Raw genomic sequence first — 16,475 nt, 5'->3', positions numbered from 1 at the left:
CGCCCCGCATTCCGCTCGGCGCAGGCTCGCGCTGCCCTGTAGCGTCTTCGCATGACGACGCAGAGCACGGCACGCCGCATCGCCTTCGAGGCCCTCGGCTGGCTCCTGCTGGTCGCCGGCATCGCCGCCCTGATCCTGCCCGGCCCCGGCCTGCTGGGCGTCTTCGCCGGTCTCGCGATCCTGTCGCAGCAGTACGAGTGGGCCGAGCGACGCGTGCGGCCCATCGAGGTCATGGCGCTCAAGTCGGCCGCCCAGAGCGTCCAGACGTGGCCGCGCATCCTCGGCAGCGTCGCCGGTGCGCTCGCGCTCGCCGCGATCGGCGTCTTCTGGGGCATCCGGCCCGACGCACCCGGCTGGTGGCCCGTGGCCGACAAGTGGTGGCTCGTCGGCGGGTGGGGCACCGGCGGCACCCTGATCGCGTCATGCCTGCTGGCCCTCGCGACGATCGTCTACAGCTTCAAGCGGTTCCGCGGCGTCGAGGACCCGGAGGGCGAGGCCGTGCGGGTCTCGACCCCCGAGGACGACTGACGGCTCAGAGCGAGTCGTCGACCTCGAACCACGTCAGCACCGGGGCGGCGGCCAGCAGCGGCGGCATGTCGGTGACGGCACCCGGTCCGGCACGGAACTCGCGGTAGGCGGCGTCGGCCTCGGGCGACTCCCACGTCTCGTACGCGATCCAGTGCGCGGGGTCGTTGGCGTCCACCAGGACGTCGACGCCGAGGTTGCCGTCGAAGGCACGCGTCTCGGTGAGCACGCGGTTGATCACCGTCCGTGCCTCGTCCAGCTGGGTGGGGTCGAAGCGGAGGTCGAGCGTCGCGATGATGGCCATGCGGCCCACCCTACGACGCAGCGGCCAGCCGCTCGATCCGCACCAGCGCCAGCGCGCACACCACGAGGTATCCCGGCGCCCACCACGGCACCTCGAACGACACGACGCACCCGCCGTCCGTCGGCGTGACGCGGTGCTTCGTCGCGGGGACGCCGGCGACCGACCACGCCCACGAGCGTCCGTCCTCGAACTCGGTGATCGTGAACGGCAGGCTGACCCCCACGGCGGTGCGGACGGTGCCCGTGGCGCCGGGGCCGATGACGCCACCGGGCACCGTGCCACCGGCGACCGTCGGCCCCCACCGCGGCCAGTCGTCGACGTGCGTCAGCAGACGCCACGCCACCTCGGGCGGACTGGCGATCTCACGTGACACCGACGGACCCATGCGACCGAGCCTAGGCGACGTGGGCACAATGGGGTGACCCACGCCACAGGAGGCCACCGTGCACTACCCGCTGACCGTCATGGACTTCCTCGATCGCGCGACCACGGTCTACCCCGACCGCGTCGCCGTGATCGACGAGCCCGACCAGCCCGCCGACTCGTGGGGCGAGATCACGTACGCCGAGCTCGGCCGCCGCGCCCGCTCGCAGGCCGCGACGCTCGACGCGATGGGCGTGCCGGTCGGTGGACGCGTCGCGATCGTGTCGCACAACTCGGCCCGGCTGCTGACGTCGTTCTACGGCGTCTCGGGCTGGGGACGCGTGCTGGTGCCGGTCAACTTCCGGCTCGCGGTCGCCGAGATCCGCTACATCATTGAGCACTCCGGATCCGAGGTCATGCTGGTCGACCCCGACCTGCGCCACCTCGTCGACGAGATCGACGGCGTCCGCGCCTTCGTCCTGGGCGAGGACGACGACCAGATCTGGGCCTCGTCCGCCGAGCCGCAGCCGTGGGACGGCGACGAGAACGCGACCGCCACGATCAACTACACGTCCGGCACGACCGCCCGGCCCAAGGGCGTGCAGCTGACGCACCGCAACCTGTGGCTCAACGCGACGGTGTTCGGGTGGCAGGCGTCGGTGTCCGACCGCGACGTCTACCTGCACACGCTGCCGATGTTCCACGCCAACGGCTGGGGCCACCCGTTCACGGCCACCGGCATGGGCGCGACGCACGTCGTGATCCGGCAGATCGACGGCACCGAGATCCTGCGCCGCATCGAGCGCCACGGCGTGACGTACATGTGCGCCGCGCCGGCCGTCGTCGCGTCGGCGCTCGACGCCGCGAAGACGTGGGAGGGCGAGATCCCCGGACGCGACCGCGTCCGCATCATCGTGGCCGGTGCCCCGCCGCCGACCCGCACCATCGAGCGGGTGCGCGACGAGCTCGGCTGGGAGTTCATCCAGATCTACGGCCTCACCGAGACGTCGCCGCTGCTGACCATGAGCCGCATGCGCGCCGAGTGGGACGACCTCGACCCGCACCAGCAGGCCGTCAACCTCGGACGCGCGGGCGCCCCGGCCGTCGGCGTGCGCATGCGCATCGACGACTCCGGCGAGGTGCTGGCCCAGTCGAACCACAACCTCGCGTCGTACTGGGAGAACCCCGAGGCGACGGCCGACGCGCAGGCCGGCAACTGGTTCCACACCGGCGACGGCGGCACGATCGAGGACGGCTACGTCACGATCGCCGACCGCAAGAAGGACGTCATCATCACGGGCGGCGAGAACGTCTCGTCGATCGAGGTCGAGGACGCCCTCATGTCGCACCCGTCGGTCAAGGAGGTCGCGGTCATCGGCATCCCCGACGAGAAGTGGGGCGAGCTCATCACGGCGCTCGTCGTGCTCGACCCCGACGAGGACGCCGTCGACCAGGCGGGCCTGATCGCCCACTGCCGCGAGCACCTGGCGGGCTACAAGTGCCCCAAGCGCATCGACTTCCGCGACGAGCTCGCCCGCACCGCGACCGGCAAGCTGCAGAAGTTCAAGCTCCGCGAGGAGTTCTGGAAGGGCCACGACCGCCAGGTCAACTGACCCAGGGGGTGAGGCGGGCCGCGGCCCGCCTCATGTCCTCCTCCAGCTCGGCGACGACGTCGGCGACGGGCTGCACCTCGTGGATGGTCTGCAGGCCCTGGCCAGCGGCCCACAGGTCCTTCCACCTCTTCTGCGGGGCGTCGGACGAGTTGTACGTGCGCCCGCCCTCGTGCACCAGCGCGTCCGGGTCGAGCCCGTTCGCGACGAGGCTCGGGCGCAGCCACGACGCCGGCGTGCCCGTGATGCCCGCGCTGACGACCAGGTCGCCCGAGGCGTGGTCGACGACCATCTGCTTGTACTCGGCCTGCGCCATGCTCTCGGACGTCGCGAGGAACCGGGTGCCCATGGAGACGAGGTCGGCTCCGGCGGCGATCGCGCCCGCGACGCCGAAGCCGTCGGTGATGCCGCCGCCGATCGTCACGATGCCGTCGAACTCCTCGCGCACCGCCGACACGAACGCGAACGGCGACAGGTGCCCCGTGTGCCCGCCGGCGCCCGCCGACACGCACGCGAGCCCGTCGACGCCGGCCGCGATCGCCTTGCGCGCCAGCGCCAGGTCGATCACGTCGGCGATGACGAGCCCGCCGTAGCCGTGCACGACGTCCATGACGGGCCGGGGCGAGCCGAGCGCGGTGATGACGACGGGCGGGCGGTGCTCGGCGACGAGCCGCAGGTCGTCGGCGAGACGCTCGTTGGTGCGGTGCGTCACGAGGTTGACGGCCCACGGGGCGCCGCCGACGCCGTCGACGATCGTGCCCATCCACGTGTCGAGCTCGTCGAGCGTGCGGCAGTTGGGCGCGGGGAACGAGCCGACGATGCCGGCCGTCGACGCCGCGATCACGAGGTCGGGCCCCGACACGAGGAACATCGGCGCCGCCACGACGGGCAGCCGCAGCCCGGCGAGCGGCGGCGGGAGCACGTCAGCCATCGACGTGCTCGAACCGGTGTCGCAGGACGTCCTTCTTGACCTTGAGGCTCGCGTTGCGCGGCAGCTCGTCGACGACGTGGATCGACGTGGGCTTCTTGTAGCCCGCGAGCCGCTCGCGGGCGAACGCCGTGACGGCGTCGACGTCGACCGACCGGCCCGGGCGCGCGACGACCACGGCGGTGACGGTCTCGCCCCAGCGCGCGTCGGCGACGCCGAACACCGCGACCTCGCCGACCCCGTCGGCCAGCGCGAGCACCCGCTCGACCTCGGCCGGGTACACGTTCATCCCGCCCGTCACGATCATGTCCTTGGCCCGGCCCCGGACGTAGAGGTGACCGCCCGGGTCGACCGATCCGAGGTCGCCGGTGCGCAGCCGTCCGTCGGGCATCGCCTCGGCCGTCAGCCCGGGCGCGTCGAGGTACCCCGCGAACAGCGTCTCGCTCTCGACGACGATCTCGCCGACCTCGCCGGTGGGCAGCTCGGACCCGTCCGGCCCGAGGATCGCGATCGACGAGATCGCGGTCGCCCGCCCGGCCGAGCTGAACGCGTCGGTCGCCGTCGAGCCGGGCCGCCAGTCGTCGGGGACGGTCGCCGTGACGGGCGCGCCGGTCTCGGTCATGCCGTACGTCTCGACGTAGCGGTGGCCGATCGCGTCGACGAGGTCGGCGACCGCCTCGCGCGGCGCGGACGAGCCGGAGTGCAGCACGCCGTCGAGGTGGTCGAGCACCTCGGGGCGCGCCCGCACCGAGGCGGCGAACGCCGTCATGAGCGGTGTCGGCGCGTACGTGAAGCTGGTGCGCTCGGAGACCATGCGGTCGACCCACTCGTCGGGCGCGACGCCGGCCATCCACGACAGCTCGCCGCCGACGTAGAGGTGTGGCAGCACGACGCCCCAGATGCCGGCCGCGAACGCGAGCGTGCCGGTGAACGCACACCGGCTCCCCCACCGCAGCCCGTCGTGCGCGGGCATGTGCCGCACGATCCGCTCGAGGTTGCGGTGCGTGTGCACGACCCCCTTGGGCAGGCCGGTCGTGCCGCTCGTGAAGCCGACGATGCCGGCCGCGTCGGGCCCGACCTGCACGTCCGGGTCGACCGTCGAGCCGGACGTGACGACGTCCTCGTACCCGTCCCACCCGATGCCGACCACGCCCACGCCGGCACCGGCCAGCAGGTCGGCGAGCCGCTCGCCGTGCCCCGCGGTGTGGATCACGAGCCGCGGCGCGCTGAGGTCGAGGATCTCGGCGATCTCGGACGTCTGCAGCCGGTCGTTGACCTGCACGGCCGTCGCGCCGGTCAGGCCCACCGCGAGGTAGGCCTCGACCGAGTCGGCGCGGTCCTCGACCACGAGCGCGACCCGGTCGCCGGGCCCGACTCCGCGCTCGCGCAGCGAGTGGGCGAGCCGAACGGCCCGGTCACGCGACTCGCGGTGCGAGCGGACGACCCCGTGACCACGGAACGCCGTGGCGTCCCCCGCCCGCGTCATCGCCGCGACGACGTCGGACGCCCACGTGCCCGCCCCCATCAGTGGCCGAAGTCGTCGGAGATGCCCATCCCGGCGAGCAGGGTGGGACGGTCGTAGTACTCCAGCCACTCGGTCACGCGGCCGTCCGCCATGCGCAGGACGCCGACGACCGGCACCTCGCCGTGGTGGCCGTCGAAGTCGAAGTCGTCGACGCGCTCGACGAACACGCGTCCGTCGATGACGCCGAGGGCCGTGACGTGCAGGGTCAGCCGCTCGCACTTGCTGCCGAGGATCGCCATGCGTCCGGCGATCGCGTCGCGTCCGACGACGGGCTCCTGCATGACGCTGTGCAGCACGCCGTCGTCGGCGAACAGGTCGACGACCCGGTCCCAGTCGAGCTCGTCCCAGGCGGCGAACATCTCGCGGGCGAGGGCCAGCTTCTCGTCGTCGGTCATGCGGTGACTCCTTGGGTCGAGGTGGCGCGCAGCTCGCGCTTGAGGATCTTGCCGACGGGGTTGCGGGGCAGCTCGCCGCGCACGTCGAGCCGCTCGGGCAGCTTGTACGAGGCGATGCGCTTGCCCTTGAGGAACGTCACGAGCTCGTCGAGCGTCAGCTCGGCGCCCGGCGTGAGCGTCACGACGGCCGCGACGCGCTCGCCCAGCAGCTCGTCCGGGTCGCCGATCACGGCGACGTCGACGACGTCCGGGTGGTCGGCGATGAGCCCCTCGAGCTCGGCGGGGGCGATGTTCATGCCGCCGCGGATCACGAGGTCCTTGGCCCGGTCGAGGTAGTGCAGGAACTGGCCGCGGTCGCCCGCGATCTCGAACAGGTCGCCGGTCCTGAGGTAGCCCTCGTCGTCGAACGGGGTCGGACGCCGGTCGCCGTTGAGGTAGCCCGCGAACACCGTCGGCCCGCTGATGCGCAGCTCGCCGCTGACGCCGGGCTCGGTGATCTCGGCGCCCGTCGTGACGTCGACGAGCTTGACGCCGACCCACTCGGCGACGCGAGACGACCACGTGATGCCCTCGGCGCCGTACCGCGGGAAGTACTGCGCGCGGTCGTCCGGGTCGGGGAAGTCGTCGGGGCTCGACAGCAGGCCGATGCCCTCGTTGGAGCCGAAGAAGTTGATGACGCCGATGCCGAACCGCTCCTGCCAGCCCCGCACCATGACGGGCTGCAGCGGCACCGAGCCCGAGCCGATGCGGGTCAGGCTGCTGAGGTCGACCGAGGCCAGCAGCTCGTCGTCGTGCAGCAGCATCCACAGCAGCGCGGGCGGCGCGACGGTGTAGGTGACGCGCTCGGTCGCGATCTGCCCGAGGAACGTCGGCAGGTCGAAGGGGTGGTGCTGCACCAGCACGCAGCCGACGCGCAGCCACGGCAGGAACATGCCGTTGATGCCGGCCATGTTGACCATCGGGAACGGGTTGAGCAGCACGTCCTCGGGGACGACCGACGGTGCGTCGACCGTCGCCCAGCTGATCGCGAGCCAGTCGTAGTGGCAGCGCGGCACGCCCTTGGGCTCGCTCTCGGTGCCCGACGTCCAGCAGATCGTCAGGCAGTCGTTGGGGTCGTTGGGGTCGAGCGCGACGTGCACCTGCACGGCCTCGGCCTCGTCGTCGGTCGCCGCGCGGGGCGCGACGTGCAGGACGTCGGCGGGCAGGCCGCCGACCACCTCGGCGTCGGGCGCGTACGCGATGACGGCCCGGACGCTCGGCAGCTCGGCGCGCACCGCCGCCACCTCGGCGACCGGGGACCGGCCGCCGAAGTGGGGCACCGAGAGGAAGGCGGCGAACTCGGCCTGGTTGGCCATGCCGACGATCTCGCCCTCCCGGTACTGCATCGGCAGGGGCGAGACGATGACGCCGACCGTCCAGGCGGCGAGGTAGACCTCGACGAGCTCGACGGTGTTGGGCACCTGCACCCCGAGCACGTCGCCGCGCCGCAGGCCGAGCTCGAGCAGGCGGGACGCCAGGTGCGTCGTCTCGCCGTCGAGCTCGGCCCACGTCAGGCGACGCGGCTCGGTGCCGAGGAGCGCCGGCCGGTTGGCCGGGTCGACGACCGCGAGGTCACCTCCCCTGGTGGCGACCTGCTGCCGGAACAGCTGGTCGACGGTCTCGTCGGCCCACCATCCCTTGGCGGTGTAGTCGTCGACCTTGTCCTGGGGGTGCAGTCCTCGCGTCATCGTCACTCCCTACTTGTCGTAGTCGTCGGAGATGTCGATGACGTCCCCGGCGGCGACGAACGTCTTGCCCGCCGCGTCCCACGTGTACGGCTTGAACGCAAGGATGCCGAGGGCCTGCGTCGGCGTCATCGTGAACTTGACGCCGTCGATGAACATCGGCGGCTGGTAGTCCTGCGTGCGGGCGGCCTGCATGATCGACAGGCGCGACAGACCGTCGTCGGACGCGGCGGCGCGCTTGAAGTTGTCGACCATGAGGTCGGCGATCGCCCAGCCGTTGACGGTGTAGCTGTTCAGCGGCGAGTCGGCCCCGTTGGCGCCGGCCTGCTCGATGTACTCCTTGACCGCCGCGTCGTCCTTGAACTCGACGTTGTTCGGGTCCTTCAGCCAGCGCAGGATCTGCTGGCCGTCGGCGGCGTCGCCGGCGGGCTCGTACAGCGTCGCGCCGTCGGCGCAGTTGGACGGCTGGATGACGGTGTCGGGCTTCCAGCCGACGCGGCCGATGGCCTGGCTCAGCGCGAGGCAGTCGGTCGTGACGCCGGCGTCGACGAGGATGTCGGCGTTGCTGGCCTTGAGCGTCGAGGCCGCGGTCTTCGGGTCGGTCAGCGGCTCCTCGGCGACGATCTTGAGGTTGGTGCCCTCGACGGCCTTGGTGAAGCCGTCGGCGACGCCCTGGCCCGACTCGGTCTGGTTGACCGCCATCGCGACGGTGGCGCCGTCCGGGTACTTCTTCTTCAGGCTCTCGACGACGACGCCCATCTCGACGTCGGCCGACGGCAGGTACTCCGTCGTCCACGGGAAGTTCTCGATGTCGCGGTACGCCGGCACGCTGGCCTGCGCGAACAGCAGCGGCACGCAGGCGTCGTTCTGGTCGTCGGCGATCGCGTCGAGCTGGCCCGAGCCGAACGTGTCGATGACGTGGACCTTGTCCTTCTGGATCAGCTCGCCGACGTTGGCCTTGGCACGCTCGGGGTTGAACGCGTCGTCCTTGACGACGACCTCGAGCTGCACGCCGTCGATGCCGCCGGCCTCGTTCTCGACCGCGAAGCGGGCCTCCATGCCCTCGATGACGTTGCCGACGGCGTCGGCCAGGGGGCCGGACGTCGCGGCGGTCCAGCCGACCTTGAGCGTCTTGGTGATCTCCTCGGTCGCCGCGTCCGGGTCGGCGCAGTCGTCGGCCGAGACGACCTCGGAGGCGTCACCGCCTCCGCTTCCTCCGCCGTCGGAGCCGCCCGAGTTGGAGCCGCAGGCCGTCAGGACGAGCGTGGACACGGCCACGGCCGAGACCATCTGTGCGAGTCGCTTCATGTGTTCCCAATTTCTGTGAAGGGGTGGTGGTGCTGGTGGGTGGTGCGGTGTCCCGAGAGAGATGAGGTCAGGTGGGTTCTTCGGGTGGCCGCTCCCCCTTCCGGCGTGACGGGTGGTCGGCCGGCAGGAACGTGACGACCTTGCGGCTGAGCAGCGTCAGGCGTCCGACGATCCCCTCCGGCATCACGAAGACGATCGCGATGAGCAGGGCGCCGAAGACGACGCCCGAGAGCGGGCCGGACGTGAACGACGCCGTGTAGTACGGCAGGAACACGACCGCGAACGCGCCGACGACGGGCCCGATCTGCGTCGCGATGCCGCCGAGCACCAGACCCGTGACGAGCTCGATCGACTTGAGCAGCGTGAACGAGCCGTCGGGCGACAGGGCACCGATGTACTGCGCGAACAGCGAGCCGGCCAGACCCGTGATGGCGCCGGAGATGCCGAACGCCAGGATCTTGGTGCGCGCGACGTTGACGCCGTTGGCGGCCGCCGCGATCTCGTGGTCGCGCGAGGCCATCATCGCCAGGCCGAACCGGCTGCGGACCAGGAACCGGGCCAGCAGCATGACGAGCATCAGCGTCACGGCCGACAGCCAGAACATCCAGATGCCGCGCTCGGCGCGCACCAGGCCCGTCCACTCCGGGGGCGCGAGGAACCGCGAGCGGATGACCAGGCCGGTCGCCCCGCCCGTCAGGTCCTCGGCGCGGCGCACGATCTCGGGGAAGGACACGCCGACGGCCAGCGTCACGAGGGCGAGGTAGAGCCCCTTGATGCGCAGCGACGGCAGACCGACCGCGAGGCCGACGACGAAGCTCAGCACGACCGCGACGGGGATCGTGCTCATCGGCGCGAACTCGTACTTCGTGATGAGGATGCCGGTCGTGTAGGCGCCGAGGCCGAAGAACGCCGAGTGGCCGATCGACAGCAGGCCGGTATAGCCCGTCACGAGGTTCAGCCCGACGATCGCGATCGCGATGATGAACACGTTGGTGAACTGGCCGACGCGGAACAGCGGCTGCGAGGCCGCCCACAGCAGGAACAGCACGACCAGCAGCGCCGACAGCGCCTGGATGCCGCGGTGCTTGGCGGACCCCTCGACGACGATGCGTCGCCGGGGCTTGGGCGTCCTGGACGGACGCGGCGCGACGGTCTTCTCGGGGGTGTCGATGGTCGTCATACCCTCACCAGCTTCTGGGTGCCGAACAGGCCGTTGGGTCGCACGAAGAGGATCGCGACGATGATGATGAGCGCGGACGTCTGCTGCAGCGAGCCGCCGATGATCGAGATGTAGCCGGTCAGCATCGCCTCGAGCACGCCGATCACGAGCCCGCCGACGATCGCGCCGACGAGGCTGTCGAGCCCGCCGAACAGGGCTGCGGCCGAGGCGGCGATGAAGATCGAGAACATCGTCGTCAGGCCCAGCTGCTGCGGCGCCAGGGGTGTCACGAGGACGCCGGCCAGCGCGCCGATCGCTCCCGACAGGCCCCAGCCGATCGCGAGCACGCGGCTCGTGCGGACGCCGGCGAGCGTCGCCGACTCGGGGTTGTCGGCCACGGCCCGCATGTGCAGGCCGATCTTGGTCTTCTTGAACAGCAGCGTCATGAGGAACATCAGGACGATGAGCGCGCCCCAGACGCCGAGGGCGTCGAAGTAGAGCCGGGCGCCGCCGATCGACACGTAGTCGTCCAGGCCGTTGGGGAACGGGCTCGGCATGATCTTGGTCTCCGAGCCCCACAGCAGGCCGGCCAGCGAGTTGAGCCCCGTGAAGAGGCCCAGCGCGACGATCAGCACCGCCATGTCGTTGCGTCTCTGCACGGGCCTGATGAGCGTCCGCTCGATCAGCGCCCCCATGACGAAGCCGAGCACGAGGGCCGCGACGATCGCGATCCACACGGGGATCGACTGGGTCGTGAGCCACCACGCGACGAACGTCGTGAACAGGGCCAGCTCGCCCTGCGCGAAGTTGAGCGTCCCGGTGCCACGGAACACCACGACCAGCGCCAGCGCGAGCAGGGCGTAGATCGAGCCGTTCGTGAGACCCGAGATGAGTCGTTCGAGGAAGAGTTCCATCTCTTGTCTCCTAGTAGCCCAGGTAGGCGGCGCGCACGGCGTCGTCGGCCCGGAAGTCGGCGGGGGTGCCGGTCGCGGCGATCGTGCCGACGTCCAGCAGGTAGACGCGGCTGGCCAGGTCCATCGCGAGCTCGGCGTTCTGCTCGACGATCATCAGCGCGGTGCCGTCGGTCTTGTTGATCTCCGACAGCGTCGCGAACAGCTCCTGCACGACGATCGGCGCGAGACCGAGGCTCGGCTCGTCGCACAGCAGCAGGCGCGGACGCGACATGAGCGCGCGGGCGACGGCCAGCATCTGCTGCTCGCCTCCCGACAGCGAGCCGGCGAGCTGGCCCTGCCGGCGTCCGAGGACGGGGAAGACCTCGCACCAGCGGTCGATGTCGGCCTGGACGCCGTCCTTGTCGGTGCGCAGCGCGGCGCCGACGAGCAGGTTGTCGAGCACGCTGAGCTGGCCGAGCGTCCCGCGGCCCTGGGGCACGAGGCTGATGCCGCTGCCGACGACCTGCTCGGGGCGGCGGCCCAGCGGGACGCCGTCGAGCTCGATCGTGCCGCGGCGGCCGATCAGGCCCGCGATGGCGCGCATCGTCGTGGTCTTGCCGGCACCGTTGGCGCCGAGCACGACGACGACCTCGCCGGCCTCGACCGTCATCGACAGCCCGTGCAGGACGTCGCTGGGCCCGTAGCCCGCGTGCAGGTCCTCGATCGTCAGGAGCGTCATGCGGCACGTCCCAGGTAGGCCGCGACGACCGCGGGGTTGTCCTTGACCTCGGCGGGCGTGCCCTCGAAGATCTTGTGGCCGAAGTCGAGCGCGACGACGTGGTCGGAGATGCCCAGCACGAGACCCATGTGGTGCTCGACGAGCAGGGCCGCGAAGCCGAACTCGTCGCGCAGCGACACGATCAGGTCGCCGAGCTCCTTGACCTCGCTGTGCGTCAGTCCGCCGGCGGGCTCGTCGAGCAGCAGCAGCTGCGGCTCCGACATGAGGGCGCGGGCCAGCTCGACGCGCTTGAGCGTGCCGAACGGCAGGCCGGCGGCGTGGTGGTCGGCGACGTCGACGAGCTCGAGGCGCTCGATCAGCGCCCAGGCGCGGTCACGCATCTGCCGCTTGCCGCCCTTGACGGACGAGCCGCCGGCCATCGTGTTCTCGAAGACCGTCATGCCGCCGAACAGCGCGAGGTTCTGGAACGTCCGGGCGATGCCGGCGGACGCCAGCGCGTGCGGGCGCACCTTCAGCAGGTCGTCGCCCTTCCACGTGATGCGGCCGCCGCTGGGCTGGTAGATGCGGGTGATGCAGTTGAACAGCGTGGTCTTCCCGGCGCCGTTGGGACCGATCAGGCCGCAGATCTGGCCGGCCCTGACGTCGAACGTGACGCCGTCGAGCGCGGTGATGCCGCCGAACTCGATCGACACCTCGTCGAGGGTCAGGACGCTTGTGTGTGGGGACACCGGGGACCTCTCTGTGCGTGACACTTCAGTTAACAGTGTGATACAGATTACTACAGTAAACGGAGCGAGTCGTCAACCATGCTTGCGCCCCACAACCGGAAGGACCACATCCATGAGCACGCTGCGCGGAGCACCTGTCGAGGGAGCCGTCCTCGTCGTCACCGGGGCCAATCGCGGCATCGGCCTGGCCTTCGTGCAGGAGGCCCTCGCCAAGGGCGCGGCCAAGGTCTACGCCGGCGTGCGCGACACGTCCGACGTCACCGACGGGCTGAGGGCCACGGGTGCCGAGATCGTCCAGCTCGAGGTCACGAGCGCCGACGACGTCGCCGCGGCCGCGGCCCACTGCAGCGACGCGACGGTGCTGGTCAACAACGCCGGCCTGCACGCGCAGGACCGCCTCGTGAAGGCGACCGACCCCGACGCGGCCCGTCGCGAGATGGAGGTCAACTACTTCGCCCCCCTGGCCGCGATCCGCGCGTTCGCGCCGGTCATCGCCGGCAACGGCGGCGGCTCGATCGTCAACGTCCTGTCGGTCGCGGCGATCGCGCCGACCGCGTTCATGGGGGGCTACTCCCCCGCCAAGGCCGCGACGCTCTACCTGGGCGGCATCGCCCGCGCCGAGCTCGAGCCCGACGGCATCACCGTCACGTCGCTGATCGTCGGCTCGGTCGACACCCGCATGGCGGCGCACGTCGACGGCGACAAGGAGGACCCGCGCGACATCGCGAAGGCCGGCCTCAAGGCCATGTCGCGCGGCGAGTGGACGACCGACACCGACCGCATGGCCGTCGAGTCGCGGGCACGCCTGGCGATGGACCCCGTCCGCTACGAGCGCGGCCTCGGCAAGCTGCTGTTCGCGACCGAGCTGCGGACCAAGGCATGAGCGCCCCGATCCGGGTCGCCCAGTGGGCGACCGGTGCGGTCGGCAAGACGATCCTGCGCGGCGTCATCGACCGTCCCGACCTCGAGCTCGTGGGCCTATACGTCTACGGCGACAAGAAGGTCGGCCGCGACGCCGGCGACATCGCCCGCCGCGACACCACCGGGGTCATCGCGACCCGCGACGTCGACGAGCTGATCGCCACCCGTCCGGACGTCCTGATGCACGCGCCGCGCCTGCAGGTGCCGTACGAGAAGCACGACGCCGACCTGCTGAAGCTGCTGCGCGCCGGCATCGACGTCATCACGACGGCGGGCCAGCACTTCCCCCGCGCGCACGGCAGCGAGCGCGAGCGCATGTTCCTCGACGCGTGCACCGAGGGCGACAGCACGCTGTTCGGCATCGGCGTCAGCCCCGGCATCATCGGCGAGCGCCTGGCGCTGGGCCTGACGGGCGCGTCGTACGAGCTCGACGCCATCACGATCGACGAGGTGCTCGACGCCCGCAAGATGCCCGACCCCGACTTCGCGTTCACCGTCATGGGCATGGGCTCCGACCCCGCCAAGCTCGACGGATCCGGCCCCCTGCCGACGCTCTACGCGTCCCTGTACCTCGAGACGATCGCGTTCATGTGCGAGCGCATGGGCGTCACGTACGACGAGATCAAGCCCGACCACCGGGTCGTCCCCGCGAGCCGAGACCTCGAGGTCGCCGCCGGCCACATCCCCGCCGGCACCGTCGGCAGCACCGAGTGGCGCTGGCACGCGATGGTCGGCGGCAAGCCGTTCCTGACCCTCGCGATCATCTGGACGATGGAGCCCGACCTGCCCGAGTACGCGGGTCGCGACGAGTGGACGATCCACTTCTACGGCAAGCCCGAGATGGTCGTGACGCTCAACATGGTCGAGCCGGACGAGCCCGGCAGCCGCACCACCGCCGGCCAGTACGTCACCGCCGGCCCAGCGCTGCGCGCGATCCGCCCGGTCGTCGAGGCGCCGGCCGGGATCTTCGAACCGCCGGTGTTCGCACCGTTCCAGATGGAGGCACGATGAGCACGCAGCTGGGTTCCCACGTCCTGACCCCCGTCCCGCCGGAGTACCGCGATCCCGAGTACGCGCTGCATGCGGACGGCTCGCGGGTCGAGCGGCTCGAGGACGTCCCGCGACGTCGTGCCGCGGCGACCCCCGACCTGCCCGCGATCATCCAGCCGTCCGGCGTGACGTCGTTCGCCGAGCTCGACCGGCACGCGAGCCGCGTGGCGCAGGCGCTGCTGCGCGACGGCGTGCAGGCCGGCGACCGGGTGGCCTACATCGGCGAGAACGCGCCGTCGTTCCTCGCCGTCCTCTACGGCGCCTCGAAGATGGGTGCCGTGCCGACAGCGCTGAACTTCCGCCTGGCGGTGCCCGAGATCGAGTACATCCTCGGCAACGGCGAGCCGTCGGTCGTGGTGCTCGGCCGCGGCGAGGAGCGCCTCGCCGAGGCCGCTGCCGCCGTCCCGAGCGTCCGCACCGTCGTGACGGTCGAGGCCGGGCCGCACAGCGTCGCGTACGACGCGTGGCTCGAGGGCGTCTCGGACGACGACCCGGGCTACTCGCGCGGGCCCGACGAGACGGCGCTGATGTTCTACACGTCCGGCACGACCGGACGCCCCAAGGGCATCGAGCTGACGGGGCCGAACCTCGGCAAGGCCATCGCGGCGATGCACTACGTGCTCGAGCTCGACACGACGTCGATCGCGCTGGCGCCGGTGCCGTTCTTCCACGTCTCGGGTCTCGGCCTGGCCCTGGTCAGCAACGTCAACGGCAGCGCTCTGCTGCTGCGCAACCCGACCTCACCGGCCGACCTGTGCCAGATCCTGCAGGAGGAGAAGGTCACGCACGCCGTCGCGGTGCCGACGGTCATCCAGTTCCTCATCGCGATCCCCGAGGCGCAGACCGCGGACTGGTCAGCGCTCAAGTACATGGTCTACGGCTCGTCACCGATGCCCGAGCCCGTCCTGCGCGAGGCGACGGCGCTGCTGGGCTGCAAGTTCCTGCAGAGCTACGGACTGACCGAGTCGACCGGCGGCGTCACGATGCTGTCGCCCGACGACCACCGTCCGACGCCCGAGACGGCGCAGCGGCTGCGGTCGGTCGGGCGTCCGATGCCGAACATCCCGATCCGCATCGTCGACCCGGTGACGCTCGAGGACAAGCCGGTCGGCGAGCGCGGCGAGGTGTGGATCGGCGGCGCCCACGTCATGAAGCGCTACTGGCGCAACGAGGAGGCGACCACCGCGACGATCACCCCGGACGGCTGGCTGCGCTCCGGTGACGGCGGCTCGATCGACGCCGACGGCTACCTCTACCTGCACGACCGGATCAAGGACATGATCGTCTCGGGCGGCGAGAACATCTTCCCCGCCGAGGTCGAGAGCCTGCTGACCGAGCACCCGGCCGTCGCCCAGGTCGCCGTCGTCGGCGTCCCGTCGGCCACGTGGGGCGAGTCGCCGCTGGCCGTCGTCGTCCCCGCGCCCAACGCCGAGGTGACCGAGGCCGAGCTGATCTCGTGGGCCCGTGAGCGTCTGGCCCACTACAAGTGCCCGACGGCCGTCGCGTTCGTGGATACCCTGCCCCTGAACGCGAGCGGCAAGCTGCTCAAGCGGAGCCTGCGCGAGCAGTTCAGCTGAGCTTCTCGGGCAGGTAGGTCAACCCGTTGTCGGGCGTGTAGCTGATGCCCGACAGCGGGACGCCTGCTGCCCGGGCAAGCTTTTGCTTGTCGTCAACGCTCGGCTCCCGCCCGACGAGATCGACCTGCAAGCCTCCTCCGTCCCGGCGGGAGACGGTCGAGACCCCCACACGCCGCCCCACAGCCGACTGCACCAGCCGCTGCGCGGCGGCGTCCAGCTCGTCGGCAGTTGCTGGCGGCGTGATGACGTCAACAGTTTGCCGCGCATCTTCGACCGGCACATTCGTGCCATCGATCAGGAAGACCGCGCTCACTGCTGCCAGCCCGAGTGCAGTGGCGAGCGCCGACGTCGACGCGATGCGCACCAGGGGCTCAATTCTGATCATCTCCCTCAAACGTAGGCCGCAGGCATTCCTGCGCGCCAGGGAATGTCGGAATCTGTGGCGCGACACGTCGATTCTTGTCATGCCGGTGACAAGATCCGCGCTTGGCGGCTCGGCTAGCGTCAGGCCATGGCACAGAAGAGGTGGTCCGATCTGCCCGTCAACCAGCGAAGGGCGATCAGCGTCGTCGGGGCGGTCGAGGCGGCGCTCACGGCGGCAGCGCTGCGCGACCTCGCTCGCCGTCCGTCTCCTCAGGTGCGCGGGCCGAAGGCCGTCTGGGCACTTGCGCTGTTCGTCCAGCCGGTCGGCCCGCTCGCGTACTTCGCGGCCGGCCGACGTTAGGG

The 16,475-nt window shown here is 71.1% G+C and carries 18 protein-coding genes; 6 read left to right on the top strand and 12 right to left on the bottom strand.

Features of this window, described 5'->3' with window-relative positions; genetic code table 11:
- Window positions 1-51: 51 nt before the first annotated feature.
- Window positions 52-528 (top strand): PGPGW domain-containing protein, encoded by a 477-nt coding sequence (locus tag ASD10_RS04280; RefSeq protein ID WP_056605132.1) that lies wholly within the window; start codon window positions 52-54, stop codon window positions 526-528.
- Window positions 529-532: 4 nt separating this feature from the next.
- Here the strand turns inward: ASD10_RS04280 and ASD10_RS04275 are convergent, their stop codons facing one another.
- Window positions 533-829, bottom strand: coding sequence for a putative quinol monooxygenase (locus tag ASD10_RS04275; protein WP_056609875.1), 297 nt, complete (start codon window positions 827-829; stop codon window positions 533-535).
- A 10-nt stretch (window positions 830-839) separates the two neighbouring features.
- The gene (locus ASD10_RS04270) at window positions 840-1,214 is read right to left on the bottom strand and encodes an SRPBCC family protein (protein WP_056605130.1); all 375 of its coding nucleotides are present in this window, start codon (window positions 1,212-1,214) and stop codon (window positions 840-842) included.
- A gap of 58 nt (window positions 1,215-1,272) precedes the next feature.
- On the opposite strand from ASD10_RS04270, the gene ASD10_RS04265 reads away from it, so the two are divergent.
- Window positions 1,273-2,805 carry an AMP-binding protein gene (locus ASD10_RS04265; RefSeq protein WP_056605127.1) on the top strand — a complete coding sequence of 511 codons (1,533 nt, stop codon included), beginning with the start codon at window positions 1,273-1,275 and terminating at the stop codon, window positions 2,803-2,805.
- Here ASD10_RS04265 and ASD10_RS04260 read toward each other — a convergent pair.
- The 9 genes from ASD10_RS04260 to ASD10_RS04220 all read right to left on the bottom strand — a co-directional run bounded on the left by ASD10_RS04260 (window position 2,798) and on the right by ASD10_RS04220 (window position 12,201).
- Window positions 2,798-3,733, bottom strand: coding sequence for a nitronate monooxygenase family protein (locus ASD10_RS04260; RefSeq protein ID WP_056605124.1), 936 nt, complete (start codon window positions 3,731-3,733; stop codon window positions 2,798-2,800). The two genes, ASD10_RS04265 and ASD10_RS04260, sit on opposite strands and share 8 nt — an antisense overlap.
- The gene (locus tag ASD10_RS04255; RefSeq protein WP_056605122.1) at window positions 3,726-5,255 is read right to left on the bottom strand and encodes a class I adenylate-forming enzyme family protein; all 1,530 of its coding nucleotides are present in this window, start codon (window positions 5,253-5,255) and stop codon (window positions 3,726-3,728) included. Before ASD10_RS04255 ends, ASD10_RS04260 begins: the two co-directional genes overlap by 8 nt.
- Complete coding sequence (locus ASD10_RS04250; protein WP_056605119.1) at window positions 5,255-5,650, bottom strand: nuclear transport factor 2 family protein; 396 nt, start codon at window positions 5,648-5,650, stop codon at window positions 5,255-5,257. Before ASD10_RS04250 ends, ASD10_RS04255 begins: the two co-directional genes overlap by 1 nt.
- Window positions 5,647-7,377 (bottom strand): class I adenylate-forming enzyme family protein, encoded by a 1,731-nt coding sequence (locus ASD10_RS04245; protein WP_056609872.1) that lies wholly within the window; start codon window positions 7,375-7,377, stop codon window positions 5,647-5,649. Before ASD10_RS04245 ends, ASD10_RS04250 begins: the two co-directional genes overlap by 4 nt.
- Window positions 7,378-7,386: 9 nt before the next feature.
- Entirely contained in the window at window positions 7,387-8,682 is a 1,296-nt protein-coding gene (locus ASD10_RS04240; RefSeq protein WP_056605117.1) for an ABC transporter substrate-binding protein, read from the bottom strand.
- A 67-nt stretch (window positions 8,683-8,749) separates the two neighbouring features.
- Window positions 8,750-9,862: a branched-chain amino acid ABC transporter permease gene (locus ASD10_RS04235; RefSeq protein ID WP_056605115.1), complete on the bottom strand. Its 1,113-nt coding sequence runs from the start codon at window positions 9,860-9,862 to the stop codon at window positions 8,750-8,752.
- A complete protein-coding gene (locus ASD10_RS04230; protein ID WP_056605111.1) occupies window positions 9,859-10,755 on the bottom strand; it encodes a branched-chain amino acid ABC transporter permease in 897 nt (298 codons plus the stop codon). Before ASD10_RS04230 ends, ASD10_RS04235 begins: the two co-directional genes overlap by 4 nt.
- Window positions 10,756-10,765: 10 nt before the next feature.
- Window positions 10,766-11,473 carry an ABC transporter ATP-binding protein gene (locus ASD10_RS04225; RefSeq protein ID WP_056605108.1) on the bottom strand — a complete coding sequence of 236 codons (708 nt, stop codon included), beginning with the start codon at window positions 11,471-11,473 and terminating at the stop codon, window positions 10,766-10,768.
- A complete protein-coding gene (locus tag ASD10_RS04220; RefSeq protein WP_056605105.1) occupies window positions 11,470-12,201 on the bottom strand; it encodes an ABC transporter ATP-binding protein in 732 nt (243 codons plus the stop codon). The genes ASD10_RS04225 and ASD10_RS04220 overlap by 4 nt, the downstream gene beginning before the upstream one ends.
- A 112-nt stretch (window positions 12,202-12,313) precedes the next feature.
- Between ASD10_RS04220 and ASD10_RS04215 the strand changes: the two genes are divergently transcribed.
- The 3 genes from ASD10_RS04215 to ASD10_RS04205 are packed head-to-tail and all read left to right on the top strand — an operon-like array spanning window position 12,314 to window position 15,749.
- Complete coding sequence (locus tag ASD10_RS04215; RefSeq protein WP_056605101.1) at window positions 12,314-13,084, top strand: SDR family oxidoreductase; 771 nt, start codon at window positions 12,314-12,316, stop codon at window positions 13,082-13,084.
- Complete coding sequence (locus ASD10_RS04210) at window positions 13,081-14,133, top strand: dihydrodipicolinate reductase (RefSeq protein ID WP_056605098.1); 1,053 nt, start codon at window positions 13,081-13,083, stop codon at window positions 14,131-14,133. Before ASD10_RS04215 ends, ASD10_RS04210 begins: the two co-directional genes overlap by 4 nt.
- Window positions 14,130-15,749, top strand: a complete 1,620-nt coding sequence (locus ASD10_RS04205) for a long-chain-fatty-acid--CoA ligase (protein WP_056605095.1) — start codon at window positions 14,130-14,132, stop codon at window positions 15,747-15,749. The genes ASD10_RS04210 and ASD10_RS04205 overlap by 4 nt, the downstream gene beginning before the upstream one ends.
- On the opposite strand, the gene ASD10_RS04200 is transcribed toward ASD10_RS04205, so the two are convergent.
- Complete coding sequence (locus tag ASD10_RS04200) at window positions 15,742-16,134, bottom strand: hypothetical protein (RefSeq protein WP_056605092.1); 393 nt, start codon at window positions 16,132-16,134, stop codon at window positions 15,742-15,744. The two genes, ASD10_RS04205 and ASD10_RS04200, sit on opposite strands and share 8 nt — an antisense overlap.
- Before the next feature lie 126 nt (window positions 16,135-16,260).
- On the opposite strand from ASD10_RS04200, the gene ASD10_RS04195 reads away from it, so the two are divergent.
- On the top strand, window positions 16,261-16,473 hold the full coding sequence (locus ASD10_RS04195; protein ID WP_056605088.1) for a PLDc N-terminal domain-containing protein: 213 nt from the start codon (window positions 16,261-16,263) through the stop codon (window positions 16,471-16,473).
- The last annotated feature ends 2 nt before the right edge of the window (window positions 16,474-16,475 follow it).

Origin of the sequence: Aeromicrobium sp. Root472D3 (assembly GCF_001426485.1) — a bacterium.
Lineage (GTDB): Bacteria > Actinomycetota > Actinomycetes > Propionibacteriales > Nocardioidaceae > Aeromicrobium.
The sequence above is the reverse complement of the archived record's forward strand: the minus strand, read 5'-3'. Positions and strand labels throughout refer to the sequence as shown.

Excerpts from the sequence above, each read along its gene's own strand:
- ASD10_RS04280 (WP_056605132.1), top strand. The coding sequence starts at position 52 with ATGACGACGCAGAGCACGGCACGCCGCATCGCCTTCGAGGCCCTCGGC.
- ASD10_RS04275 (WP_056609875.1), bottom strand. The coding sequence starts at position 829 with ATGGCCATCATCGCGACGCTCGACCTCCGCTTCGACCCCACCCAGCTG.
- ASD10_RS04270 (WP_056605130.1), bottom strand. The coding sequence starts at position 1,214 with ATGGGTCCGTCGGTGTCACGTGAGATCGCCAGTCCGCCCGAGGTGGCG.
- ASD10_RS04260 (WP_056605124.1), bottom strand. The coding sequence starts at position 3,733 with ATGGCTGACGTGCTCCCGCCGCCGCTCGCCGGGCTGCGGCTGCCCGTC.
- ASD10_RS04255 (WP_056605122.1), bottom strand. The coding sequence starts at position 5,255 with ATGGGGGCGGGCACGTGGGCGTCCGACGTCGTCGCGGCGATGACGCGG.
- ASD10_RS04250 (WP_056605119.1), bottom strand. The coding sequence starts at position 5,650 with ATGACCGACGACGAGAAGCTGGCCCTCGCCCGCGAGATGTTCGCCGCC.
- ASD10_RS04245 (WP_056609872.1), bottom strand. The coding sequence starts at position 7,377 with ATGACGCGAGGACTGCACCCCCAGGACAAGGTCGACGACTACACCGCC.
- ASD10_RS04240 (WP_056605117.1), bottom strand. The coding sequence starts at position 8,682 with ATGAAGCGACTCGCACAGATGGTCTCGGCCGTGGCCGTGTCCACGCTC.
- ASD10_RS04235 (WP_056605115.1), bottom strand. The coding sequence starts at position 9,862 with ATGACGACCATCGACACCCCCGAGAAGACCGTCGCGCCGCGTCCGTCC.
- ASD10_RS04230 (WP_056605111.1), bottom strand. The coding sequence starts at position 10,755 with ATGGAACTCTTCCTCGAACGACTCATCTCGGGTCTCACGAACGGCTCG.
- ASD10_RS04225 (WP_056605108.1), bottom strand. The coding sequence starts at position 11,473 with ATGACGCTCCTGACGATCGAGGACCTGCACGCGGGCTACGGGCCCAGC.
- ASD10_RS04215 (WP_056605101.1), top strand. The coding sequence starts at position 12,314 with ATGAGCACGCTGCGCGGAGCACCTGTCGAGGGAGCCGTCCTCGTCGTC.
- ASD10_RS04210 (WP_056605098.1), top strand. The coding sequence starts at position 13,081 with ATGAGCGCCCCGATCCGGGTCGCCCAGTGGGCGACCGGTGCGGTCGGC.
- ASD10_RS04205 (WP_056605095.1), top strand. The coding sequence starts at position 14,130 with ATGAGCACGCAGCTGGGTTCCCACGTCCTGACCCCCGTCCCGCCGGAG.
- ASD10_RS04200 (WP_056605092.1), bottom strand. The coding sequence starts at position 16,134 with ATGATCAGAATTGAGCCCCTGGTGCGCATCGCGTCGACGTCGGCGCTC.
- ASD10_RS04195 (WP_056605088.1), top strand. The coding sequence starts at position 16,261 with ATGGCACAGAAGAGGTGGTCCGATCTGCCCGTCAACCAGCGAAGGGCG.